Here is a 23,258-nt window from a genome sequence, read left to right on the forward strand (position 1 = left end):
AGGCCTGCGTAGGCTGGCGTCGGCAGGCGGCCCCTGTGGGAGCGGCTTCAGCCGCGAAAAGACCCGAGATAGGCACCAGGCTGCGAGCGGGTCGCTGCTCCATCGCGAATGAATTCGCTCCCACGGGGGGCTCTGCGGAGCTGCGTAGGTTGACGCCGAGCGCCTTGTAGGAGCGGCTTCAGCCGCGAAGACCGAAGCCGGCACCAGGCTGCGAGCGGGTCGGGCTCTCCATCGCGAATGAATTCGCTCCCACGGGCTCGCGCTATCGGACAGGCGCCAATGTTTCGTCTCGGCTTATTCGGAATTTTCATCGAGGTTTTTCAGAAGTTACCGCTTGATCCGGGCCTGATCTTTTCCGGCGGCAGCTATGCTCCTTTTGGGCTCGTTCGAGGAGTAAGAGCAATGGATTTCTTCGCCACCCCCGCTTCGCCCCCGTCACCGTCTCCCGCCAGCCGGCCCGTGCCGCCCTGGTGCGTGCTGGTGGTCGACGACGACCCGGAGGTCCACGCCGTGACGCGCCTGGCGTTGCGCGGCTTCGAGTTCCAGCAGCGGCCCCTGGAGCTGCTTTCGGCCTATTCGGCGGCTCAGGCGCAGGAGACCTTCCGCCAGCGCGACGATATCGCCCTGGCCCTCGTGGATGTGGTGATGGAGTCCGAGCACGCCGGGCTGGACCTGGTTCGCTACCTGCGCGAGGCCTGCGGCAACCGCATGACGCGCCTGGTGCTGCGCACCGGCCAGGCCGGGCAGGCGCCGGAGGACCAGGTGATCCGCGAGTACGAGGTGGACGACTACAAGGAAAAGACCGAGCTCACCACCCAGAAGCTGCGCACCCTGCTGTATTCCATGCTCCGCGCCTACCGGGACCTGGGGGTGATCGACGCCCAGCGCAAGGGCCTGAGCAATGTGCTGGAGGCCTGCGCCCAGGTGCAGAACGCCGCCACGCTGAAGCTGTTCTCCTCCACGGTGCTGGAGCAGCTGACCTCGCTGCTGTGCCTCGGGGATTCCGCGCTCTACTGCCTGATCCGCACCGACGACCACGAGCCGCAGACCCGCACCCTGGCGGCCACCGGCGAGTTCGTCCACTACGAGGCGAATGCGGCGCTGGACAACCTGCCGGCCGAGGTGGCCCGCCGCTTCGACCAGGTGCTGGCGCAGGGCGCCTCGCAGCATTTCGACGACGCCTACGTGCTGTTCCGGCGCAATGATCGCGGTGTCGCCAGCCTGCTCTACGTCACCCACATCGAGCCGCTCAGCACGCTGGACCGTCAATTGCTGGAAATCTACGTGCGCAGCGTGGCGATCACGTTCGAGAACATCCACCTGATGGAGGACCTGCAGGCCACCTCCAAGGAGCTGGTCTACACCCTGGCCAACGCGGTCGAGGCCCGCAGCAAGGAGACCGGCGCCCATGTGCAGCGCGTAGCGCTATTCAGCGAGTTGCTGGCACGGCTGCACGGTTTGCCCGAGCGCGAGGTGCAGCTCATCCAGCATGCATCGCCCCTGCATGACATCGGCAAGGTGGCGATCCCCGACGCCATCCTGCACAAGCCCGGCAAGCTCGATGATGAGGAGTGGGCGCTGATGAAGAAGCACGTCGACTATGGCGTGGCCATCCTCCAGCGCTCGCGCCGCGAGCTGATGCGCGTCGGCGCGCTGATCGCCGGCAGCCACCACGAGCGCTGGGACGGCCGCGGCTACCCGGGCGGGCTGGCCGGCGATGCGATCCCCCTGTGCGGGCGTATCGTTGCCCTGGCGGATGTGTTCGATGCCCTCGGGTCCAGGCGCAGCTACAAGGAACCCTGGACGCCGGAGCAGGTGTTGGAGCTGGTCCGTGCCGAGCGGGGCGCCCACTTCGACCCGCACCTGGTCGACCTGCTGGTGGACAATCACGACGAATTCCTGGCCATCCGCGAGCGCTACCCGGACGAGCCGCATCCATGAATGCGGCGCCCGTGCGCATCGGCCGCAGCCTGTCCTCCAGCCTGGTCCGCATCAACCTCCTGTGCGCCTGCCTGCTCGGGCTGGCCATCAGCGTGGTGCAGGTCGGCCTCGACTACTACCGTGCCCGCGAGCAGCCGGAGGAGGACATGCAGGCGCTGTTCAGCCTGATCCGCGAGCCGGTCACGGCGGTGGTCTTCAGTCTCGACCCACGCACCGCCGGCGACCTGCTCAGCGGCATGCTCAAGCAGCCGGCACTGGCCTCGGCGCGCATCCTCCTGCCCGAGGGACGTGTCTTCGCCGAGCACAGCCGCGAGCTGCGCGGGCAGGGCGGGCGGCGCCTCAATGACCTGTTGTTCGGCGCCACCCGCCACTACGCCTGGCCGTTGCAGGCGGACCTGCCCGGCGCCGGCCAGCGCGAGGAGCTGGGCACCCTGCAGGTGGAGGTGGACACCTACCGCTACGGGCACGACTTCCTCGACCGCGCCTGGGTGACCCTGCTGAGCAGCCTGTTCTATGCGCTGGCGATCTCCGCCATCCTGCTGCTGGTGTTCTACCTGCGGGTGACCCGGCCGCTGCGCAGCCTGATCCTGTCCATCGCCCGGGTGGATATCGACGCCCCGGAAGACACCCGCCTGCGGGAGCCCGCCGGCCATGCCGACAACGAGATCGGCGTGCTGGTGCGCTCGACCAACCAGCACCTGCAGGCCCTCGGCGACAACCTGCGCCAGGTGCGCGAGGCCGAGGGGCGCCTGCAGTTCCATTCCGAGCAGCTCGAATCCACGGTCGCCGAGCGCACCCGCGAGCTGTCGCGCAGCGTGCAGCAGCTGCAGGCGGCGCAGCGGCAGCTGATCGAGTCGGAGAAGCTGGCGGCCCTGGGCGGGCTGGTGGCGGGCGTGGCCCACGAGGTGAACACGCCGCTGGGCATCGCGGTGACCGCCTCCTCGGTGCTGTCCGAGGCGCTGACGGACCTGCGCACGCAGTTCCAGGCGCAGACCCTGACCAGCGAGAGTTTCCAGGCGCTGCTGGAGCTGGCCCAGGACAGCAACGCCATGCTGGCCAGCAACATCGCGCGGGCAGCCAAGCTGATCAGCGACTTCAAGCAGACGGCGGTGGACCAGGTGTCCGAGGCGCGGTGCGAGTTCGAGGTGCAGCAGGCACTGGATGCACTGATCGCCAGCCTGCACCCGGAGACGCGCAAGGTGCCGGTGACCGTGGAGCTGGACTGCGAGAGCGGCCTGCACATGCGCAGCCTGCCTGGGGTGCTGACCCAGGTGGTGGCCAACCTGATCATCAACAGCGTGCGCCATGCCTTCGCCGACACCCCCGAGGCTCGCATCACGCTGCGCATACGCAGCCAGAGAGAGGGCGTCGAGCTGGACTATCGTGACAATGGCTGCGGCGTACCGGCGGCGTTGCACGAGCGGATCTTCGAGCCCTTCTTCACCACCCGCCGCGGCACGGGGGGCACCGGGCTGGGCCTGAACATCGTCTACAACCTGGTCACCCGCAAGCTCCAGGGGCGCCTGGAGTTCCACTCCGAAGAGGGTGCCGGGGTGCATTTCCTGCTCTGGTTGCCACGCCGGCTGGAGTCCGCCGAGCCGGCCTGAAACGCATCTGCCATCCGGAGGTGTCTCGATGAAATCGATGGCTGTCGTGGTGCTGCTGGCCTGGCTGCTGCCGGGGCTCGCCAGCGCCGAACGCGTGACCCTCGCCGCCGAGGACGACTGGGCACCCTATTCGGTCATCGGCCAGGACGGCTCCTCGCCGCAGGGCTTCGCCGTCGACCTGGTGCGCGCCGCCTTCGCCACCCAAGGCGTGGAGGTGGACTTTCTCACCGTGCCCTTTTCCCGTTGCCTGTTCTATGCCCAGGGCACGCGGGCGGTGGGCTGTTTCGACGTGACCATCACCGAGGCCAATCGCGAGCAGTACATCTGGCACCCGACGCCGCTGTTCGAGGAGGGCCTGGCGATCTTCGGCCGGTCCGACGACCCGCGCACCCACATGGGCGCCAAGGACCTGGCCGGCAAGCTGGTGGGCATCACCAACGGCTACACCTACCCGACCTCCTTCATGGAAGACCCGGCCATCCGCCGCCACAGTGCCAACTCCGACAGCCAGCTGCTGCAGATGCTGGTGGCCGGGCGGCTGGACTACATCCTGCTTAACACCATGCCCGGCTACATGCGCATCGAGCAGGACGCGAACCTGCGCGGCAAGGTGAAACTCACCGGGGTGCTGCAGACCGACGGCTTCTGGGTGGCGTTCTCCAAGGCCCACCCCGACGGCGCGCGCATGGCCCAGCTTTTCGAGAAGGGCCTGCAGGCGCTGCACAAGAGTGGGCGCTACGCGAGCATGACGGCGGCGTTCCGCAAGCGCTATCGGCAGTAAGGGGCCCCGTTCAATGGGCCCCCGCGTTCGCGGGGGTGACGAGGTAGCCCAATACCGTGTCGCGGCCGGTTCCTCGTGGGAGCGGCTTCAGCCGCGAAAGATCCGCCGCGGGCACGAGGCGGCGAGCGGCCTGACATTGCATCGCGAATGAATTCGCTCCTACGGCATGTGGGCGTCGGGTGGGGGATTTCGTGGTGGCGGCGGGCTCGCTAGACTGGCGGCTCCTTCCCGCATCGATGGCCGACCCCATGGCAATGCACACCTGGCTGATCTACCTGCTGGCCGTTCTCGGGCTTTCGCTCACGCCCGGGCCGAATGCCTTGCTGGCGCTGTCCCACGGGGCGTTGCACGGGCACCGTCGGGCGCTGTTCACCATCGCCGGGGGCGCGCTGGGGTTCGTGCTGATCATGGCGCTGTCGATGTTCGGCATCGGCGCGCTGCTCAAGGCGTCGGCCGAGGCGCTGACGGTGCTCAAGATCGCCGGCGGCCTGTACCTGATCTGGCTCGGCATCCAGCTCTGGCGTTCGCCGCCGGTGCAGGTCTCGACCGCCGGTGAAGCGGGGCGTCGCAGTGGTGCCAGCCTGTTCCGCCAGGGGATGCTGTCGGCGGTCTCGAACCCCAAGGTGATCCTGTTCTTCGGCGCCTTCCTTTCGCAGTTCCTCGACCCGGGCAAGCCCCTGTGGCTGCAGTTCCTGGTGATGACCCTGACCTTCGTCCTGGTGGAGGCACTGGTGGAATACCTGCTGGCGCGCCTGGCCCACCGCGTGCGGCCCTGGCTCGCGCGCAGCGGCAAGGGCTTCAACCGCTGCTGCGGCGCGCTGTTCGGCGCCGCGGGCCTGGCCCTGCCGCTGACCCGCTGAGTTCAGCCGGCCCGGACGGACGGGTCGACCGGCTCGCCGTGGCGAGGCAGTACCGGCTTGTGCAGCAGCCCCTTGACCCGTGAGGCGAGGGACTCGATGGCGAAGGGCTTGGACATCACCTCCATGCCCGACTCCAGCTGCTCGTTGTCGAACAGGCTGTTCTGCGCGTAGCCGGTGATTAACAGCACGCGCAGGTCCGGGCGCATGCTCCGGGCGATCCGTGCCATCTCCTTGCCATTGATGCCACCGGGCAGGCCGACATCGGCCAGCAGCAGGTCGATGCGCTGCTCGCCTTCGAGCAGCGTCAGCCCGGATGCGCCGTCCACCGCCTCCAGTACCTTGTAGCCCAGGTCACGCAGCACTTCGCCGATGAGCATGCGCAGCGGCGCTTCGTCGTCCACCACCAGCACTGTGGCCTGGCGCTCTGCGCGTGGCGCTGCTTCCGGCTGGGAGGGACGTTCGATGCGCTCCTCGCCGTGGTGGCGCGGCAGGTGGATGGAGAGGCTGGTGCCCTGGCCGAGCCGCGAGGTGATCTGCACGCTGCCGCCGGACTGCTTGGCGAAGCCATAGACCATCGACAGGCCGAGGCCGGTGCCCTGGCCGGAGGGTTTGGTGGTGAAGAAGGGGTCGAAGACCCGGGCGATCACGTCCTCCGACATGCCGGTGCCGGTATCGGTGACGTACAGCGTCATGTACTCGCCCGGTGCCAGGCCTCGTTCGTTGGCGCGGGCACGGTCCAGGTGCTGGTTGCAGGTGCCGATGCTCAGCCTGCCACCGCCGGGCATGGCATCGCGGGCATTGATGCAGATATTGAGCAGGGCGCTTTCCAGCTGGTTGGGGTCGACCAGTACCGTCCACAGCTCGGGGCCGCTGAGCACCTCCACCTCTATCATCGGGCCCATGGTGCGGCTGATCAGTTCCTGCATGCCGGCCACCAGGCGGTTGACGCTGGTGGGCTTGGGGTCGAGCGCCTGGCGGCGGGAGAAGGCCAGCAGGCGGTGGGTGAGGGTGGCGGCGCGTTCGGCGGCGGTGCGCGCGGTGGATATGTAGCGGTCAAGATCGCCGGTGCGGCCCTGGCTGATGCGCAGCTTGAGCAGCTCCAGGCTGCCGCTGATGCCCGCCAGCAGGTTGTTGAAGTCATGGGCCAGGCCGCCGGTGAGCTGGCCAACGGCCTCCATCTTCTGGCTCTGGCGCAGCAGTTCCTCGGTCTGGTGCAGAGTCTCGGCGCGCTCGCGCTCCAGGGTGATATCGCGGCCGATGGCGCAGATATGGCCTTCGCCGGGGCTGGAGGACCAGTTGATCCAGCGATAGCTGCCGTCCTTGTGGCGCATGCGGCATTCGAAGTCGCGCAGGGATTCACCCTGCATCAGGCTGTGGGAGGCGCCCCAGGCACGGTTCAGGTCCTCGCTGTGCACCAGGTCGAGGGAACTGGTGCCCACCAGTTCCTTCTCGGTCCAGCCGAGCACCGGTTCCAGCGCCGGGTTGGCAGCGGTGATGACCATGTCCAGGCGAGTGATCAGCATCACGTCCGGCGACAGGTTCCACAGGCGGTTGCGATCGCGGGTGCGCTCGGCCACCTGACGCTCCAGGGAATGGGTGAGCTGGCGCAGCTGCTGCTGGGCGAGGCGCTCGGCGGTGGTCTCGATCACCGTGTCGAGCACGCCGACCACCTGGCCGGACTCGTCGCGCACCGGGCTGTAGCAGAAGGTGAAGTGGCAGCGTTCGGTGCGCCCGTTGCGGTCAATCTCCAGGGGAAAGTCCTGGATGAAGGTGGCTTCCCCGGCGAAGGCGCGATCGGCGATGGGGCCGATGTTGTGCCAGGCCTCCCGCCAGACGTCGTCGAAGGGGCGACCCAGGGCCTCGGGCTTGGCACCGAGGATGGGCCTGAAGGCGTCGTTGTACAGGGTGATGCGTGCGGGGCCCCAGAAGAGACAGCTGGGAAAATGCGAGGCGAGCATCATTTCGACCGCCACCCGCAGGCTGGTCGACCAGCCGCTGATGGGGCCAAGGGGCGTCCGTGCCCAATCGTGACCGCGTACCCGCCGGCTCATGAAGCCGGGGGCTGCGGGGAAGGAGTAAGCGTCCATGTCAGTATCCATCGGAGCGAGCATGCAATATCGGTCAAGACGGGCCGATTGGCCACTGCGCCGGGCGATAAAAACGCCCACTGGCGCACAGCCGGGGTGTTCGTTCGTCGCCTCGCCGTGGTGATTGCCCGGGCGTGCCGATGCTGGCAGGGTGACCGTCCCGTTGTCCCGCCCCGGAGCCCTCCATGACCTTCGACCCGACCCTGCTGGCCAAGGCCAGGCACCTCGTCGTCTTCACCGGCGCCGGCATCTCCGCCGAGAGCGGCATTCCCACCTTCCGTGACCGCCTGACCGGCCTGTGGGAGCGTTTCGAACCCGGCGAGCTGGCCAGCGCCGAAGGCTTTCGCCGTGACCCGGCGCTGGTCTGGGGCTGGTACGAGTGGCGGCGCACCGCCGTGCATCGCGCCCAGCCCAACGCCGGGCACCGGGCCATCGCCGAACTCGCCGAGCGGGTGCCACGGCTCACGCTGATCACCCAGAACGTCGACGACCTGCACGAGCGCGCCGGCAGCCAGGCGGTGCTGCACCTGCACGGCCGCCTCGATGCGCTGCGTTGCTTCGCCTGCGCGCGGCCGGCGCTGGAGATCCCCGTGCCGGACGAGCCCCACGAAGGGCGCCGGGTGGAGCCGCCGCGCTGCACCCGTTGCAACGGCAAGCTGCGCCCGGGCGTGGTGTGGTTCGGCGAGCCGTTGCCGGGGGATGTGCTGCGCGAGGCGTTCGCGGCCGCGCAGGCCTGCGACCTGCTGCTGTCCATCGGCACCTCCGGCGTGGTGGAGCCTGCCGCGCGGATTCCCCGGCTGGCGCTGGACGCGGGGGCCACGGTGCTGCACCTCAATACCCAGCCGGTGGCGGTGCAGGGTGAGCGCGAGTTCGCCCTGGTGGGCAAGGCCGGCGAGCGGCTGCCGGAACTGCTGCGCCAGGCCTTCGGCGCCTGAGCCGGCCGGCGCTCAGGCCGGGAGGGTCACAGGGGGCGGTTCTCGGCGGCTTCGAGCAGCGCCAGCAGGTCGTCGACCGTGGCTTCCAGGTACTGGCCGGCCTTGTAGTCGCGCAGCACCGCCTCACCTGCGCCGAGCACCGCCTGCGGGCGTTCGACGAACAGCCCCACCGGCTCGAACGCGGCGTCGAGCACCACCACCAGCGGGATCGAGACCTTGTCGAGGCCGAGGCGGGCCTTGAGGTCGTCTTCGGCGCGGCCCTTGGTGATCACCGCAAGATCGATCAGCGGCTGGGTGCGGCAGATGAAATCGAGCACGGCGACGTTGATCTGGCAGTCCGGGCACCACATCTCGCCGGCCACCAGCAGGTGGTAGCGCCGTTCGAGGCGCTGCAGCCGTGCGAGCGCCGCGGGGCCGATGCTGCCCGGCGTCGCCAGCTTCTGCACCACGACGTTGGCGGCGTCCCGCTCGGCGGGCAGGCCGCTGCGGAGGAAGTCGGCGAAGCCCTGGCCGATCTCGAACAACTGCTGGAATGACGCCATGGAAGGCCTCCTGGGTTGGGTGAGGGGAGGCGGGCATCCCAGCAGAAAAGTGGCGTGCGCATCAAGTGCCGCTGCGGCTTCCACCGGTGGGCGGGGCGCCTTTCATCCAGCCTGGGCCTCGCGCTGTCGGGTCTCGCTGCGCTCGGCACAACCGACGGTGTGCCCATCGTCGGGAATCGCAGGATTGTCTGGCCGCGTGGCGCATGAGCCTGCACTATCTGCGCTCTTTCCACCGACTTCCCATGGGCCCGCGCCATGTACGACAGCCTCCCGAAACCGGTCTCGCTCGGCCTCGCGTTGCGCCGTTGGCGCCTGTTGCACCGGGTGAAGCAGGCCCACGCCGCGCAGCTGTTCGGCGTCGCTCAGTCGACCATCTCGCGCTGGGAAAGCGGGGCGCAGGCGATGGAGCCGGCCGAGCGCGCGCGGGTGGAGCAGGTGCTTGGCGCCCGGCTGGAGGCGGCGGCCGACCAGGCCCTGGCGCGGCTGGTGGGCGACAGCCCGCGCGCGGTGCACCTGGTCTGCGACCTGAGCCATCGCCTGCTGGCCTGTTCCGCCCTGCGCGCCGCCGAATTCGGCGTGCCCCTCTCCGAGCTGCTGGGCCGCTCGCTGTGGCGCTACGCGACGCCGGAGATCGTGCGCCAGGAGGACGCGCTGGACGCCCTGGGCTGGCGCGACGTGCTGATGCCGCCGGCGCTGGAGTTCGGCAGCGGCAGCAACGAGTCCGCCATCGTGCCGATCCGCCAGGGCCTGTGCCGCTGGACGCGCATGACGCTTTCCGACGGCACCGCCGCGCGCCTGGTGGAAACCATCTGAGTGCAGCCCGGCCACGCATATTCCATGCGTGGACGTGACGCCAACCGCGCGCCTAGGCTATGCGCCTGCACGGGAGCCCTCCGGCTCCGACGACCATTTCGCGGGTGAAGCATGAACATCGACACCATCAGGGCGCGGCTCGACTTCCTGCGTGAGGCGGAGCGCCTCAAGGATGTGCTGCGCAGCGCCCACACCTCTTCCGGGCGGGCGGAAAGCACCGCCGAGCACAGCTGGCGCCTGTGCCTGATGGCCATCACCTTCGCCGACGAGCTGGCCGGGCTCGACCTGCTGCGGGTGCTGAAGATGTGCGTGGTGCACGACCTGGGCGAGGCCATCCATGGCGACATCCCCGCCGTCGAGCAGGGCGGCCATCCCGACAAGGGGGCCCAGGAGCGCGAGGACCTGCTGACCCTCACCCGCACCCTGGACGATGGGCTGCGCGGGGAGATCCTCGCGCTGTGGGACGACTACGAGAACGCCGCCTCCCCAGAGGCGCTGGCGGTCAAGGCGCTGGACAAGCTGGAGACCCTGCTGCAGCACACCCAGGGCGCCAACCCGGAGGACTTCGACTACGCCTTCAACCTCGGCTACGGGCGCCGCTACACCAGCGGCGAACCGCTGTTCGCGGCCATCCGTGCACAGCTGGACGAGGACACGAGGCGGCGGATGGAGGCGCAGGCGGGCGCGGCTCGCTGAGCGGCGTTCGAACCCCGTCACGTCGACGCGCTCGCCAGCAGGAAATCCTCACGGCGAGGCCGTCGCCTGTGGGACCATGGCGCGGTGCCTGCCCCTCTCGTGAACCCGCTGCCCATGAATGCCCGGGTTCATCGCCAGCACGGGCAGCCGGCGTTGCAGGAGCAACGCCCGGGCGCTTCCTCGATCATTGTCTGGTTCGTACAAGGCCGTATGAAAATCAAACCGTCGCTCCTCGCTCTATTGGGTGCCCTGTCACTCGCCCAGCCAATGCTTTGCCTCGCCGATATCGCCAACGGCAAGAAGCTCTACCAGCAGAGATGCGCCGTGTGCCACGGAGCGGACATCAAGGGCAGCGGCCCGCTGGCCCACAAGAGCGACCCACCGACCCCCGACCTGACGACGGCTGCCTTCCGGCAGCGGCTCGCGGACTACCCGGGGGTCATCGTCTCGTCGGTCATCCTGCGCCCCAATGGCGACCTGATTCCCCGGACGCTGCAGGAGAACGGGGTGAAGATCCCGCCGCACGCCTGGAGCGTCCAGGACTTCCGCGACCTCAACCAGTACATGAGCGGTGTGATCCTCCAGCGGCGCTGAGCGCAGGAGGCGGGCTGCGTCAGCGGGCCGCGTGACGCTGGTTGCGGCAGCGCTCGGAGCAGTAGCGCACCTCGTCCCAGCAGCGTGCCCAGCGGCGGCGCCAGGCGAAGGGGCGCCCGCACACCGCGCAAATCTTGTGCGGCAGGTGGGTCTTCTTCACAGGGCCTCGCCGGCGTCCAGCCGCGCCAGCAGCCGTTCGCCGCGCTGCCAGAGGGCCTCGACCCGCGCATCCGCCATGCGCTGCAGGTTGCGGTAGACCATGGCCAGGCGCGGATTGCCGCCCAGGCGATCGCGATGGCGCATCAGGAAATGCCAGTACAGCGCGTTGAAGGGGCAGGCGTCGTCCTCGGTCGCCCGCTCCACGCTGTAGCGGCAGCTGGCGCAGTGGTCGGACATCCGCTGGATATAGCGACCGCTGGCGCAATAGGGCTTGGAGCCGAGGTAGCCGCCGTCGGCGTGCATCACCATGCCCAGGGTATTGGGCAGCTCGACCCATTCGAAGGCGTCCAGGTAGACCGCCAGGTACCACTCGCAGATGGCCGCCGGCGCGATGCCGGCGAGCAGGGCGAAATTGCCGGTCACCATCAGCCGCTGGATGTGGTGCGCATAACCCAGCTCCAGGGTCTGGCCGATCGCCTGGGCCATGCAGCGCATGTCGGTGCGGCCGGTCCAGTAGAACGCCGGCAGCGACCGCTGGTTGCCGAAGGCGTTGAGCGCGGCGTATTCCGGCATGCGCAGCCAGTAGATGCCGCGCACGTATTCCCGCCAGCCGATCAGCTGGCGGATGAAGCCTTCGGCGGCGTTCAACGGCACCCGGTCCCGGCGGTGGGCGTTCTCCACATCGGCGCAGAGCTGGCGCAGGTCCAGCAGGCCGATGTTCAGGGCGGCGCTGATGCGCGCGTGGAACAGGTAGGGCTCGCCCTCGGCCATGGCGTCCTGGTAGTCGCCGAAGGAGGGCAGGGCGAACTCCAGGAAGTGCTGCCAGAGCGCCTGGGCCTCCTCGTGGGTCACCGGGTAGTCGAACCCTTCCAGGCGGCCGTAGTGCCCGGCGAACCGCTCGCCCACCAGGGCCACCACCTCGCGGGTGATCGCATCCTGCCCGAACCGCGCGGGGAAGGGCCCGCGCGCGCCCTTGGGCAGCGCCTTGCGGTTGTCGGCGTCGAAATTCCAGCTGCCCCCCAGCGGCTGGCCGTCCGGCTCAAGGAGCAGCCCGGTGCGCTTGCGCATTTCGCGGTAGAACAGCTCCATGCGCAGTTGCCGGCGGTTGCCCGCCCATTTGGCGAACGCCTCGCGGGAGCAGAGGAAGCGGCGGTCGGCGTGCCAGGTCAGCGGCAAGCCGGTCGAGCGCAGCGACGCCTCCACGCGCCACTCGCCGCACTCGGTCAGGTGGAGCGCCGGCTCGCCCAGGGCGGCGTGCCAGCGCCGCAGCTCGCCGGCCAGGCTGCCGCTGTTGTCGACAGCGTCGAGGCGCACGTAGATCACCCGCCAGCCGCGCGCCTCCAGTGCCGCCGCGAAGTGACGCATGGCGCTGAAGATGAGCACGATCTTGTGCGGATGATGCGGTACGTAGCTCGCTTCCTCCCGGACCTCCGCCATCAGCAGCGCATCGTGGGCCGGGTCGAGTTCATCGAACAGCGAGAGGTCGAAGCTGAGCTGGTCGCCCAGCACCAGGCCGAGCCGGCGAACGGGGCCGTTCACCATTGCGAGTCCAGCGACAGGGGCAGGCGCAGCGGCTCCAGCGGGCCCTCGCGGACTCCGCACATCTCGTCATGGACGCAATGCTGCACCAGCTCGCAGGGCAGCCGTGGCAAGCCTTGCAGCAGGTCGCGGAGCTGGGTCGTCGAGCGCAGGCGCAAGACCTTTCCCTGCTCGTCCAGCACCCCTTCGAGGCCCGAGGCGAGCCTGGCCTGCAGGATGTAGAAACCGCCTTCCAGGGACACCACTTCGAGCCCCTCGATACGGCCCGCCAGAGCGGCTTCGCCGAGTTGTTGGAGATTCATCGCCCAGTCCTCCGGCTCATGCCCGGTCAGTCAGTCGTTCGACGCGGCATCGCGGCGGAAGAACAGCGTCACCTGGCCGAGCTCCACCCCGAGCTTGCTCATGCTCGAGCGGTTGATGAGGGTGTCCTCGTCCATCAGGTACATCCAGTCGTCGAAGTCCACTTCCCAGGTCGAGCCATCCACGTCCAGGTTCAGCGTGTAGCGCCAGCGCAGGGCGTTGCCGGCCACTTCGCCATCGGCTTCGCCGATCACGTCCGCCGCGCGGCCGCGCCAGTGCCCTTCGCCGGCCGGGGTCAGGGTCCATACCCGTTGCTGGCGGGTGCCGTCGCTGTAGAGGAAGCGCTCATCGAGGATCAGCCGTTCGCCCTCGCGGCGGCTGGTGATGTCGACCTTGAAGCGCTTGACCACCTCCCCCGAGCGGTTCTGGAACATGCCCCAGGCCTGCACCGGCCGGGAGAAGAACCCCGGCAGGTCCAGCTGCGGCCGCTCCTTCGCGTAGTGATGGACATCCACACCGCCGCAACCGGCGAGCAGCAGGCAGCACAGCAACCCTATTACGGCACGCATCATCGGCCTCCTCATTGGCTTGTTTCATTGAGCCCGAGCAACTCGCGGCGCAGCTCGGGATTACGGGTACGGGCATCCAGCCAGATGGCGAAGAAGGCCTGGGCGAAGTCGGTGTCGGCGATCGCATGGCGGAATGCCCCGTCGACATAGAAGCGGCTGCCCTGGCCGGGCAGGTACAGGCCGGTGATGCGCTGGCCCGGCTGGATGTCGACGAAGGCCTGGCGCATCTCGCCGTCCCAGGCCGCCAGGCGCTGCTCATCGACCGAGGCGCCCCCCAGCCGGCGCATTTCGTCCAGGCTGGCCTGCACCAGCGTGTCCCGCGACAGCTCGCGGCTGTAGATGAGCTCCAGGGCGAAGGGCTGCTTCCAGTCCACCGGCGCCACCGGGCTCCAGAGCCGGGCCTGGTACACCCGCAGGCCGAACCAGGTGAAGTCGCCCTGGCCGACCAGCCTCGCGCCGGGCAGCTCGCTGCGCCAGTCCGCCCAGCTCGGTGAGCCTGCCAGTAGCAGGCAGAGCAGGGCGACGGCGCGTAATGCCGAGGTGGCAGGCGGTGCCAGGCGCATGAAGGTCTCTCCAAGTGTGCTCATGGGATAGATGATATCTGTACAAATACTAGTTATGTATAAGTATTTGTATAGATTGTTCGTCATAGGTTCACACGATCCGCCCGTGCATCGCGGCTCCGTCCCGAAAAAGGCCATCACGGGGTTGGCGATCCGCGACAGCTACTGCTGCTGGACTATCGTTCGTTGATCCCGGCAACCCGCCGCGTGCGTCTCGTCTTGGGGGAAGGCATGAGCAGGCTCGTCTGCGCTGATTTCGATGAATTCGAGGAAGCCCTGTATGGCGTCGAAGGGCGCTACCTGCTGCGTACACGGCAGCAGCGTGACTGGCGCTTGCGCGTCGTCGAGCTCAACGGCGTGGCGCTGATGTTCGGCCGCGAGGGGGCGGGCACCGTCTACAGCGGGGTCGGCCTGAGCGGCTTCTTCAATATCTTCCTGCCGCTGAGCCGGCACGAGTCCACCGTGCTGGGAGGGCAGCGCCTGGACCGCCGGCTGATCGGCTGGATGGTGCCCGAGGCGATGTTCCATATCGACGCCAGCCAGCCGGCGAGCTGGATGACCGTGGCGATGTCCTGCGAGCTGGTGCTGCGCTGGGCGCAGCAGCACGAGGACGAATTCGACGTGTCGATCCTCTCGCGCAATCTGGTCTGCGTGGCCCAGCAGGACCTGGCGCCGCTGGTGTGGCTGGCCTTGCGCCTGTTGCGCATCGATCACTGCGCACCGCAGGAGCTGCACGCCCCGGCGGCCGAGTGCGCGGCGCGCGGCGATCTGCTGGACCGGGTGTTCCGCAGCCTCCTGCCCGCGACACCGGCCCAGGCCGATAGCGCAGGGCGGCAGAACCACCAGCTGATCCTGCGTCGCGTCCTGGAGTTGCTCGAGGGCATGCCGGATACACCGCTGCACATGACGGACCTGTGCCAGGCCTGCAACAGCTCCGAGCGCACGCTGCGCAACCTCTTCACCCGCTACCTGGGCATGAGCCCGCACCGCTACCTGATGCAGCACCGCCTGCACGCCATCCGTCGCGCCATCCTGCGGGCCTCGGCGGACGAGACCATCACCGAGATCTGCGCGCGCTTCGGCGTGTGGGACTTCGGCCGCTTCGCCGGGCTCTACCGGCGCTACTTCGGCGAACTGCCGTCGCAATCGCTGCGCAGCCGTCGCTCCCTGCCGCCTAGGCGGGGCTGATGCGGCGCTGCAGGGTGGCGCTGGGGTACTCGCCGAACAGGGCGTGATAGTCCGCCGCCATGCGCCCGCCGTCGGTGTAGCCGAAGCGGCGGGCCAGCTCCGCGACGCCGGTCTGGTACGGGTCGGCAACCGCCAGGGCGGCCCGCAGCAGGTGCAGGCGGCGCAGGCGCAGATACCGCGCGGGCGCCACGCCCAGGATGGCGACGAAGGCGCTGCGCAGGGTGCGTTCGCTGACCCCGACCACGCGACACAGCTCGGCCAGGCGCGGTGGGCGCCCGCACCCCTGCGGCAACATGTCCAGCACCTGCTTCAGCAGGCGTTCCTGAGCGGCCCGGCGGCGGCGTTCACGTGGCGTGTTGCGCGTTTGCATGGCGGTGTCCTGGCCAGGAGTGGCGCCTCAAGGGTGCGCCGGGGCGGGTGCCACGGCTACGTAAAACAGGCACGTGCCGGCCGTCGTGCAGATTTGCCGATTTTACGTAGCCGCCAGCGTCCACCTGCAGCGAGCATCCCGGTATCGCTCGCCACCCGCTGCCCCTGCATCACTGCAACGACACCGGCTGCCCGGTTCCGCCGGGCGGCCACCCGGGAGGTTGCATGCGAGGCGATGAGCCCGCGGCAAGCCACCTTCAACCCGCAATGGAGAGCAAGACCATGGGCACCATCACCACCCGCGACGGCACCGAGATCTACTACAAGGACTGGGGCACGGGCCCGGTCGTGGTGCTCAGCCACGGCTGGCCGCTCAACGCCGACAGCTGGGAGGCGCAGATGCTGTTCCTGGCCAGCAACGGCTACCGGGTGATCGCTCATGATCGCCGGGGCCATGGCCGCTCCAGCCAGCCCTGGAGCGGCAACGAGATGGACACCTACGCCGACGACCTGGCCCAGCTGCTCGACCAGCTGGACGTGCACGGCGCCGCATTGTTCGGCTTCTCCACCGGTGGCGGCGAGGTGGCGCGCTACATCGGCCGCCATGGCACGGCGCGGGTGGCCAAGGCCGGGCTGATCGCGGCGGTGCCGCCCTTGATGGTGCGGACCGAGGCCAACCCCGGCGGCCTGCCGGTCGAGGTGTTCGATGGCATTCGCGCGGCCTCCATCGCCGACCGTTCGCAGCTGTACAAGGACGTCGCCAGCGGTCCCTTCTTCGGCTACAACCGGCCGGGCGCCACGCCCTCCCAGGGCGTGATCGACGCCTTCTGGATGCAGGGCATGATGGCCGGGCACAAGAATGCCCTCGACTGCATCAAGGCCTTCTCCGAAACCGATTTCACCGAAGACCTGAAGAAGTTCTCCATCCCCACGCTGATCCTGCACGGCGACGACGACCAGATCGTCCCGGTGGACGCCGCCGCGCGCGCGTCTGCCAGGCTGGTGCCGCACGCCAAGCTGGTGATCTACCCCGGCGCGCCCCACGGCATCACCGACACCCACAAGGAAAAACTCGGCGCGGACATGCTGGCCTTCCTGCGCGAATGAGCCCCTGCGCCCGCGGATTCCCGGCGGGCCACGGCAAGAGGAGAGACGAGATGAGCGGCAAGAAAGCGTTGATCGTGGTGGATATCCAGAACGACTACTTCCCTGGCGGCCTGTGGACCCTGGACAAGGTCGAGGAGGCGGCGGCCAAGGCGGCCCAGGTGATCGCGGCATTCCGCGACAGCGGCGATCTGGTGGTGCACATCCGCCACGAGTTCACCAGCCAGGACGCGCCCTTCTTCCGGCCGCACAGCGAAGGCGCGCAGCTGCACCCGAGCGTGATCAACCGGCCGGGCGAGCCGGTGGTGCTCAAGCACTTCATCAATTCCTTCCGCGAGACCGAGCTGAAGCCGATCCTCGACAAGGCCGGCGTGAGCGACGTGGTGGTGGTCGGCAACATGAGCCACATGTGCGTGGACGGCATCACCCGTGCCTCGATCGATTTCGGCTACCGGACCACCGTGCTGCACGATGCCTGCGCCACCCTCGACCTGGAGTTCGACGGCGTGAAGGTGCCGGCGGCGCATGTGCATGCGGCCTTCATGGCGGCGCTGAAGTTCGGCTATGCACCGGTGATCTCCACCGCCGAGTACCTCCGCCTGCACGCCAGCAGCGCGGCGTGAACAGCCGATCAACCGCGCGGCGCCACCGTGCCGGCGCCCAGCGACGGAGAAGGTCATGAGCGATTCGAGACAGGACACCGGCCTTTTGCTGGTCGACCCCTACAACGACTTCCTCAGCGAGGGCGGCAAGCTCACCGGTCTGGCCAAGCCGGTAGCCGATCGCCTCGGCACGCTGGCCAACCTGCGCGCGGTAGTGGGGGCCGCACGCCAGGCCGGCATCCGCGTGTTCTACGTTCCGCATCACCGCGCCCGGCCCGACGACTTCCAGGGCTGGCTGCATCCCAGCCCCTATCAGCTGGGCGCGGCGAGGGCCCAGGTTTTCGCCGTCGGCAGCTGGGGAGGGGAGTGGCACCCCGACTTCCAGCCCCAGCCCGGCGACGTGGTGGTGCAGGAGCACTGGGGCGGCAGCGGCTTCGCCAATACCGACCTGGACCTGCAACTCAAGCAGCACGGGGTGCGCCGGGTCATCGTCGTCGGCCTGCTGGCCAACACCTGCATCGAGGCCACGTCGCGCTTCGCCGCCGAGCTGGGCTACCACGTGACCCTGGTGCGTGACGCCACGGCGGCCTTCTCCGAAGAGGCGCTGCACGCCGCGCACGAGATCAACGGGCCGACCTTCGCCCACGCCATCGTCACCACGGCCGAGCTGCTTGAGGCGCTGTCCCGTCGCTGACGACCGCGATATCCAGGCCGCCGGTACGCGCGGCCAGCCGGCGACTGACGAGACAGCCTGCGGGGGCGGCACCTGCGCCAGGCCACCGCACCGCCGTATTCCGGGCGCTACTCGTGCTTCGCCGGAAATCGCTCGCGCAACTGCCGTGAGAGATCGCCCAGGGCACTGAATTCCGCGAAGTCCGGCGCGTGGTCCATGCGCTTGGGCCACAGCTGGGCGGCAGTCTTGTGCCAGTAGAGGATGGCGTCGTGCCCTGCGACGGAGTCCGGCATCTGCCGGCGGGTGTATGCCCAGGGCTCGCCCCCCGCCCAGCGCCACTCGCGCGAGACGTCGTCCGGCTCGCCGCTGGTGGCGACCTTGACCAGCTCACCGGCCTGGTAGGTGTAGAAGTAGCGCAGGTACATCTCGTCATCGGTGCCCGTGAGCCAGATCGTGCAGACCTCGCCGTTCGGCTTGCTGGTGACGTAGACCTCGGCTTCGTGGCGATACGGCCAGCCCATGGAGACGGGCAGCGTGGCGAGGTAGCGGCTGTTCTCGTAGCCCTGGCCGTCGGGGAGCGGGCAGTGCTGGCTGAGCGAGTCGAGGCGTGTCGCCGGGTTCCAGCTCCAGCTTCCGTCGGGGGCGGGAATCGCCGAGAACATATCGAGCAGCTCGTCGCTGACCATCTGCTGGTCATCGCCGAAATGGCCGCGCACGCGCTCCAGCACCGTCTTCCGGTTCGCCCAGCTGATTTCATCGCCGACCTTCAGCCCGCAATCGGCCACCTCGGGCGCCGCCCTGGCGCCGCGTGAATAGGTGAGCAACAGGCCGTTGGAGAGGATCTCGCCGCGCTCGGTGTCGTCGGCGAAGCAGCTCAGGCGGATGTCCATGCGCTGCTCCTCGCACCCCTTGGCGCAGGTCATGTATTCCAGTGACAGGTCGTCGATGCGGAAGGTGCCGCCCTGGTCCTCGATGACCGGTGCGAAATCCAGCTCCAGGGTGCGCGGGCCGGCCGCCATGACCTGCGAGGGCGGCAGCTTCAGCCACACCGTGCGGTTCAGCGTGCGCGTGCAGCGCTTGAAGGAGGGCAGGGTGCCGAAGCGCGAGGGCGAGACGCAGTTGGCTCGCGAGGTGGTCGTCTCCGTGGTGTTCGGCGAACCGTCCACCAGGGGGCGATAGGTGGCGTTGACCTTCACCCGCCAGGTGCCGACCGGGGGCGCGTCGGGGGCCAGCACCTTAAGGCTGACGCGGTGGTTCTCGGCGGCCAGGCGCTGGGCCGCGCAGGGCAGGGGGGCGCCCAGGCAGGCCGCCAGCAGCAGGGCGAGGCAGGGCCGGTTGGCATTCATCAGCCAGCGGGTGCCGAACGGGTGTTTTCTCAACGGAGTCTTCCTTGGGGCGATCGCATCGCTCGCGAGTGCCTGCATTCTGATGGGCGCGGATGCGAACCGCGCGTGCATGGCCGACATTTTCGTCGTCATTGCCCGGGCCATCCGCATCGGCGCGTCCTAGTACAGCTGTGCTAGTTGACCCTCACTCGCGCCCGTCGCTAGATTCCGGCCCTTCTTCGCCGCAGGGCCCCTCGCCCCGCAGCGCCAACAGTGGCAAGGACAGGCCCTTCATGCACAAGATCACCCCCTTTCTTCTCACCAGCGCCCTGGCGCTCGCCTGCCTGCCCAGCCACGCACAGGACAACGAGGTCTACAGCTGCGACGCCGGCTACTTCCCCTCCGAGGGCAAGTTCGGCCAGCTCTACACCGTCGTGGGCAAGCACCAGACGCACTTCTTCAAGGACGACGAGCGCTGCCCCGAATCGGAAGGGTGCATGCGCAAGGCCTACGTCATCGAGGGCGACGAGGTGCTGGTCAACAAGATCGAAGGGGACTGGGCCTGCGCCTGGTACCAGGGCAAGAAGCGCGAAACCGTGGGCTGGATCGTGCTGGAGAACCTAGCGCCGGCGGCCGACCCCTTGCCCGCATCCACCGACTGGCTGGGCACCTGGAAGGCCCGGGCGGGCTCCATCACCATCGAGCAGCAAGGGCAGGAACCGGGCCTGCACGTGACGGGCGATGCGACCTGGGGCAGCGGCGCCAGCACCCACGTCGGGCAGATCGACGGCACCCTCAAGCCGCAAGGCCGCTACGCGATGACCCGGGACGGCGACGGCAAGTACGACTGCGCGGTCGAATACACCCGGATCGGCCGCTTCCTGATCGTCGATGACAACAACAATTGCGGCGGCATGAATGTGAGCTTCGATGGGGTTTATGTCAGGGAGTGATCAGGCGAGCACCCGTCGTCGCCCGCTCTGCCTGCCAGGACGGACGCGTACCGTAGGGCGTGCCGTGCGAGCCGCCGCACGGTGCTTCTGGCGAGCACTGCTCAGCGGAGGCGATGACTGATCCTCTCCGGTTTGAGCAGTTCTTCTGCCCCCTGTGGCCCATAGAACCTCACGTCTTGAACTCCAAACCTGCTGGCTTTGACCACCGTAACGCCTGCGTGCATGCCCACTACAAAGGTGTCGCCTTGCTTGACCAGGCTATTGGGTGCAAAGCGCGACCAAGGCGCTTTGTAGGCAATGATTTCCATCGACGCCTGCTCAGGGGATGGGTTTACGGCAATCAGGCTGTCGGAGGTCAGAATATAGGCAACGCCCTGTTCAAAGAGGATCTTCTCCGGGGCGGAGGGGAGCAGGGTGACCTTGGTCAACTTCGGTTCGCTTGCGATATCCGTCAGCTCATACATGGCGCCAACGTTAATCCCCATGTGGCTGAGCCCGGTAAACACGAAGATCGAGTCTCCGACTTTCTGGATGCTGACGACATTTTCCTTCAGCAAGGTTCTGGTCGTTCCATCCTGCGAGGTGACGGTCAGCTCACCACCCCATTCACCCTGATCCGTACCCCTGATCTTCACGCCACCGACCTGCAACTCGGTCAGGGGCCGCTCCAGGCTCTGTTCATCGTGACTGATGAGGAGCCCGCCACCTTCGGCAGTAACTTGATAAGCGCCAAGGTCCAGTGTTTTCCCGGTGATGCCGCTTTTCGGTACGGCCTGGGCTACCAGGCCGTTCTTTTGAAGTTCGCTTTCGAGGGTGCCCGCGACCGTCGCCATGGAGATCAGGGCTGAGAGTGCAGCGATTGCAATGCGTTGCATGGGAGATATCCGTTCTCTTCAGACCAAGGAGTGCGTGCAGTAGCGCTCGATTACCTCGCACAGTTGATCGACATCGCCCAACGGCACGAACTGGCTTAGCGACCAGCCGTTCTCGCCGCGCTTCTGGCTGAAAACGTCATAGCCGACCACGGCGCCGCCAAATCGATAGCGGGAGACGAGCAGCGTGTCTTCGCCATAGATGAAGTCGGGCCTGTGGGAGATGTGGAGGTGCTGGAAGGGGTTGTTGGGGTCGAAGTGAATCGATTCGAACAGGCCCTTCTCATCCAGCCGTTCGAATGCTTCCTTGAGATCATCCTCGAAGCACGCGTGGCCCTTGCCGGCCCGCTCGCGGATGGTCGTGACGGGTACGGTCTTCACGGGCCAGCCGCTGAGTTCCGGCACCAGGTGATCCCAGCCCTTGGCCAGTGCGATATCGCGGGGCGTTTCGCCGTGGGCATTGGCCCGGAACACATTCACCATGCCCTGGAGCCCTTCGAGGATCTCGATGCGCCGGGTCGCGCCCCAACTGCCGGGCTTCTCGGCGAACGGTGCCTTGATCAGCGCGGTGATCAGGGTCTCTCCGTCCCGGGTGAACCCTTCCACCACGTCGTACGGGATGTTGTCCCAGCCGATGGAAAAAACATTGCCTGCCTGGATCAGCGTGGCCAGGGCATCGGTGCTTTGCGTGCTGAGCAGTTCGTTGTTCACCCGCTTGAACGCTTTCAAGGGGAGGTAAACCGCCTCGATGCTCTCCGCTTCCGAGGTGAAGAGAAAGGTGCCGGGAAGCTTCTTCCTGCAGTGCTTGTGCAGCGCATCGAGGAAGCTCTGATCGATGTAGGTGCCACCCTCGTGGGTGAACTTCAGCGCGTAGGTTTCCTGCTGCTGGGTGAAGCTCAGGGTGAGCTTGCCAGTGCGACCGGCCTTGATCTGCACGCTCTCCGGCGCCAGGTCGCCATTGCTGATGGCCGCCAGGCGAGCGAGAAGCACCTCGTAGTCCTGCGGCTCATCGATCACGTCGGGGTCCAGCGAGGCAACGTTCGCCGGAATCAGCTCGCGGAATATCTCCACGATACCGGCCTTGTCCTTGGCACTGTTGGGCACTCGGCCTGAGAAAGCCTTGGTTTTACGCAGGATGTCGGTAATCAGGGCGAGGGTATTCATGAGATGTCCTTATCTCGGCAACCGAGCGGCCAGGTGAAAGAGAACGCGTGGGATGAGTGCGCAGGAAGGGCTGGCGAGGCGTGCACGGCGACATCCATTTCCGGTGGTTGGCGGATAGTGCCACTGCGGATGCGGGTTGGAAATCGAGGCGGTGCGGAACTGTGAAGGGGGCCGAGATACGCCGAGGGTGACTGTAGGTGAGCCGTGCTCCTCCCATCTGCGAACCCTTCGACAGGAACTCATCCTGGGGATTTGACCCGGCCCGCGCCCCGTCGATGATGGCGCCCTGGGCACGTCCATCCGCAGGCAGGGAAGCCGCCTCGCCGGGCATCGAGAATGACTAATACAAGGAGGTCGGCAATATGCAGGGCATGGCATTGAACGGGATGCTGCTGGTGGGCACGCTGCCCGCGCTGCTTCCCGGGCGGCGAGCGTTTCTGGTGGCCCTGGCCGGGGTGGCCGTGCTCTACGGGGCGCAAGTCGCCTGGTTCTTCTGGGCCGTGGAGCAGGAGGCGACCGAAGGGCCCGCCTTCCTGGCAGGCATCGCCATCCTGGGCGTCGCGCAGGTGCTCGTCGTTGCCTCGATCATCGGGCGTCTCATCGCCCACGCCCTGGCCCGCAGCGTGAGCCGGCGCGTGCGGGCCGGCGTGCTCTGGGGGCTTGCCCTGCTGGCTGCCAGCATCTGCGCCTTCTCGCTGAGCGGGTACGCCTCGCCCATGCTCATGTTGGTGGCGGTGCCGTTCGTCTGGTTCTGCCTGGCCTTGCTGCTGGCGCCTCGCCCATCTCGGGACCTCTCATTCGCCTGACCCGAACGTAAGGGAGGCTTCAGATGGGGACTTTGCGTCCCTCGACCCCCTGCCTTGAGCATTCATCAAGCGCAGCGGCATTTGGGTCGCTAAGGATTTCCCTACAGAAAATAGGGAAGTGCCGATAACCATTGAGTCCGGATCACAGGAAGATGAAGCGGAACTGAAGACAACCCGAAGCTAATGGAATCGGTGTTGCATCAACCTCTAATTCCG

General features: G+C 67.7%; 25 protein-coding genes. 14 read left to right on the plus strand and 11 right to left on the minus strand.

Features of this window, described 5'->3' with window-relative positions; all coding sequences use genetic code 11:
• The first annotated feature begins 402 nt into the window (after positions 1-402).
• The 4 genes from WFQ67_RS25155 (at position 403) to WFQ67_RS25170 (ending at position 5,189) form a co-directional block, all read left to right on the plus strand.
• Positions 403-1,941 (plus strand): DUF3369 domain-containing protein, encoded by a 1,539-nt coding sequence (locus WFQ67_RS25155; RefSeq protein WP_337058516.1) that lies wholly within the window; start codon positions 403-405, stop codon positions 1,939-1,941.
• On the plus strand, positions 1,938-3,548 hold the full coding sequence (locus tag WFQ67_RS25160; RefSeq protein WP_337058517.1) for an ATP-binding protein: 1,611 nt from the start codon (positions 1,938-1,940) through the stop codon (positions 3,546-3,548). Before WFQ67_RS25155 ends, WFQ67_RS25160 begins: the two co-directional genes overlap by 4 nt.
• Before the next feature lie 28 nt (positions 3,549-3,576).
• Positions 3,577-4,329, plus strand: a complete 753-nt coding sequence (locus WFQ67_RS25165) for a substrate-binding periplasmic protein (RefSeq protein WP_337058518.1) — start codon at positions 3,577-3,579, stop codon at positions 4,327-4,329.
• A 248-nt stretch (positions 4,330-4,577) separates the two neighbouring features.
• Entirely contained in the window at positions 4,578-5,189 is a 612-nt protein-coding gene (locus WFQ67_RS25170) for a LysE family translocator (RefSeq protein ID WP_337058519.1), read from the plus strand.
• Positions 5,190-5,191: 2 nt separating this feature from the next.
• Here WFQ67_RS25170 and WFQ67_RS25175 read toward each other — a convergent pair whose 3' ends face one another.
• Positions 5,192-7,276 carry a hybrid sensor histidine kinase/response regulator gene (locus WFQ67_RS25175; protein ID WP_337058520.1) on the minus strand — a complete coding sequence of 695 codons (2,085 nt, stop codon included), beginning with the start codon at positions 7,274-7,276 and terminating at the stop codon, positions 5,192-5,194.
• A gap of 185 nt (positions 7,277-7,461) precedes the next feature.
• Between WFQ67_RS25175 and WFQ67_RS25180 the strand changes: the two genes are divergently transcribed.
• On the plus strand, positions 7,462-8,211 hold the full coding sequence (locus tag WFQ67_RS25180) for an SIR2 family NAD-dependent protein deacylase (RefSeq protein ID WP_337058521.1): 750 nt from the start codon (positions 7,462-7,464) through the stop codon (positions 8,209-8,211).
• Between the two features lie 26 nt (positions 8,212-8,237).
• On the opposite strand, the gene WFQ67_RS25185 is transcribed toward WFQ67_RS25180, so the two are convergent.
• A complete protein-coding gene (locus tag WFQ67_RS25185; protein ID WP_337058522.1) occupies positions 8,238-8,753 on the minus strand; it encodes a thioredoxin family protein in 516 nt (171 codons plus the stop codon).
• Positions 8,754-9,008: 255 nt separating this feature from the next.
• Between WFQ67_RS25185 and WFQ67_RS25190 the strand changes: the two genes are divergently transcribed.
• The 3 genes from WFQ67_RS25190 to WFQ67_RS25200 all read left to right on the plus strand — a co-directional run bounded on the left by WFQ67_RS25190 (position 9,009) and on the right by WFQ67_RS25200 (position 10,856).
• Positions 9,009-9,566: a helix-turn-helix domain-containing protein gene (locus tag WFQ67_RS25190; RefSeq protein WP_337058523.1), complete on the plus strand. Its 558-nt coding sequence runs from the start codon at positions 9,009-9,011 to the stop codon at positions 9,564-9,566.
• Positions 9,567-9,677: 111 nt separating this feature from the next.
• Positions 9,678-10,262 (plus strand): HD domain-containing protein, encoded by a 585-nt coding sequence (locus WFQ67_RS25195; RefSeq protein ID WP_213629469.1) that lies wholly within the window; start codon positions 9,678-9,680, stop codon positions 10,260-10,262.
• Between the two features lie 210 nt (positions 10,263-10,472).
• Positions 10,473-10,856, plus strand: a complete 384-nt coding sequence (locus tag WFQ67_RS25200; RefSeq protein ID WP_213629470.1) for a c-type cytochrome — start codon at positions 10,473-10,475, stop codon at positions 10,854-10,856.
• 19 nt (positions 10,857-10,875) lie between these two features.
• Here the strand turns inward: WFQ67_RS25200 and WFQ67_RS25205 are convergent, their stop codons facing one another.
• From WFQ67_RS25205 to WFQ67_RS25225, 5 genes are read right to left on the minus strand one after another with little or no spacing between them, the layout of a single operon-like run.
• Positions 10,876-11,016, minus strand: coding sequence for a DUF2256 domain-containing protein (locus tag WFQ67_RS25205; RefSeq protein WP_173174516.1), 141 nt, complete (start codon positions 11,014-11,016; stop codon positions 10,876-10,878).
• Positions 11,013-12,554: a cryptochrome/photolyase family protein gene (locus WFQ67_RS25210; RefSeq protein WP_442969626.1), complete on the minus strand. Its 1,542-nt coding sequence runs from the start codon at positions 12,552-12,554 to the stop codon at positions 11,013-11,015. The genes WFQ67_RS25205 and WFQ67_RS25210 overlap by 4 nt, the downstream gene beginning before the upstream one ends.
• Positions 12,551-12,856 carry a DUF6482 family protein gene (locus WFQ67_RS25215; RefSeq protein ID WP_173174511.1) on the minus strand — a complete coding sequence of 102 codons (306 nt, stop codon included), beginning with the start codon at positions 12,854-12,856 and terminating at the stop codon, positions 12,551-12,553. The genes WFQ67_RS25210 and WFQ67_RS25215 overlap by 4 nt, the downstream gene beginning before the upstream one ends.
• Positions 12,857-12,886: 30 nt before the next feature.
• Complete coding sequence (locus WFQ67_RS25220) at positions 12,887-13,423, minus strand: DUF3833 domain-containing protein (RefSeq protein WP_337058525.1); 537 nt, start codon at positions 13,421-13,423, stop codon at positions 12,887-12,889.
• An 11-nt stretch (positions 13,424-13,434) separates the two neighbouring features.
• On the minus strand, positions 13,435-13,986 hold the full coding sequence (locus WFQ67_RS25225; RefSeq protein ID WP_213630521.1) for a chalcone isomerase family protein: 552 nt from the start codon (positions 13,984-13,986) through the stop codon (positions 13,435-13,437).
• 231 nt (positions 13,987-14,217) lie between these two features.
• On the opposite strand from WFQ67_RS25225, the gene WFQ67_RS25230 reads away from it, so the two are divergent.
• The gene (locus WFQ67_RS25230) at positions 14,218-15,174 is read left to right on the plus strand and encodes a helix-turn-helix domain-containing protein (protein ID WP_173174505.1); all 957 of its coding nucleotides are present in this window, start codon (positions 14,218-14,220) and stop codon (positions 15,172-15,174) included.
• On the opposite strand, the gene WFQ67_RS25235 is transcribed toward WFQ67_RS25230, so the two are convergent.
• Positions 15,161-15,544 carry a helix-turn-helix domain-containing protein gene (locus WFQ67_RS25235; protein WP_213629474.1) on the minus strand — a complete coding sequence of 128 codons (384 nt, stop codon included), beginning with the start codon at positions 15,542-15,544 and terminating at the stop codon, positions 15,161-15,163. The genes WFQ67_RS25230 and WFQ67_RS25235 overlap by 14 nt on opposite strands.
• Before the next feature lie 281 nt (positions 15,545-15,825).
• Here WFQ67_RS25235 and WFQ67_RS25240 point away from each other — a divergent pair, with 281 nt between their 5' ends.
• The 3 genes from WFQ67_RS25240 to WFQ67_RS25250 are packed head-to-tail and all read left to right on the plus strand — an operon-like array spanning position 15,826 to position 17,943.
• Entirely contained in the window at positions 15,826-16,650 is an 825-nt protein-coding gene (locus WFQ67_RS25240; protein WP_213629476.1) for an alpha/beta fold hydrolase, read from the plus strand.
• Between the two features lie 50 nt (positions 16,651-16,700).
• The gene (locus WFQ67_RS25245; RefSeq protein WP_213629478.1) at positions 16,701-17,270 is read left to right on the plus strand and encodes a cysteine hydrolase family protein; all 570 of its coding nucleotides are present in this window, start codon (positions 16,701-16,703) and stop codon (positions 17,268-17,270) included.
• Between the two features lie 55 nt (positions 17,271-17,325).
• Positions 17,326-17,943 (plus strand): isochorismatase family cysteine hydrolase, encoded by a 618-nt coding sequence (locus tag WFQ67_RS25250; RefSeq protein ID WP_213629479.1) that lies wholly within the window; start codon positions 17,326-17,328, stop codon positions 17,941-17,943.
• 107 nt (positions 17,944-18,050) lie between these two features.
• Here the strand turns inward: WFQ67_RS25250 and WFQ67_RS25255 are convergent, their stop codons facing one another.
• Positions 18,051-19,301 carry a hypothetical protein gene (locus WFQ67_RS25255; RefSeq protein ID WP_337058526.1) on the minus strand — a complete coding sequence of 417 codons (1,251 nt, stop codon included), beginning with the start codon at positions 19,299-19,301 and terminating at the stop codon, positions 18,051-18,053.
• 239 nt (positions 19,302-19,540) lie between these two features.
• Here WFQ67_RS25255 and WFQ67_RS25260 point away from each other — a divergent pair, with 239 nt between their 5' ends.
• A complete protein-coding gene (locus WFQ67_RS25260; RefSeq protein ID WP_337058527.1) occupies positions 19,541-20,200 on the plus strand; it encodes a hypothetical protein in 660 nt (219 codons plus the stop codon).
• 101 nt (positions 20,201-20,301) lie between these two features.
• On the opposite strand, the gene WFQ67_RS25265 is transcribed toward WFQ67_RS25260, so the two are convergent.
• Entirely contained in the window at positions 20,302-21,075 is a 774-nt protein-coding gene (locus WFQ67_RS25265) for a hypothetical protein (protein WP_213629485.1), read from the minus strand.
• Between the two features lie 18 nt (positions 21,076-21,093).
• Positions 21,094-22,236, minus strand: coding sequence for a hypothetical protein (locus tag WFQ67_RS25270; RefSeq protein ID WP_337058528.1), 1,143 nt, complete (start codon positions 22,234-22,236; stop codon positions 21,094-21,096).
• 362 nt (positions 22,237-22,598) lie between these two features.
• Here WFQ67_RS25270 and WFQ67_RS25275 point away from each other — a divergent pair, with 362 nt between their 5' ends.
• Positions 22,599-23,042: a hypothetical protein gene (locus WFQ67_RS25275; protein WP_337058529.1), complete on the plus strand. Its 444-nt coding sequence runs from the start codon at positions 22,599-22,601 to the stop codon at positions 23,040-23,042.
• The last annotated feature ends 216 nt before the right edge of the window (positions 23,043-23,258 follow it).

Source organism: Pseudomonas sp. USHLN015, from assembly GCF_037153275.1.
Lineage (GTDB): Bacteria > Pseudomonadota > Gammaproteobacteria > Pseudomonadales > Pseudomonadaceae > Metapseudomonas > Metapseudomonas tohonis.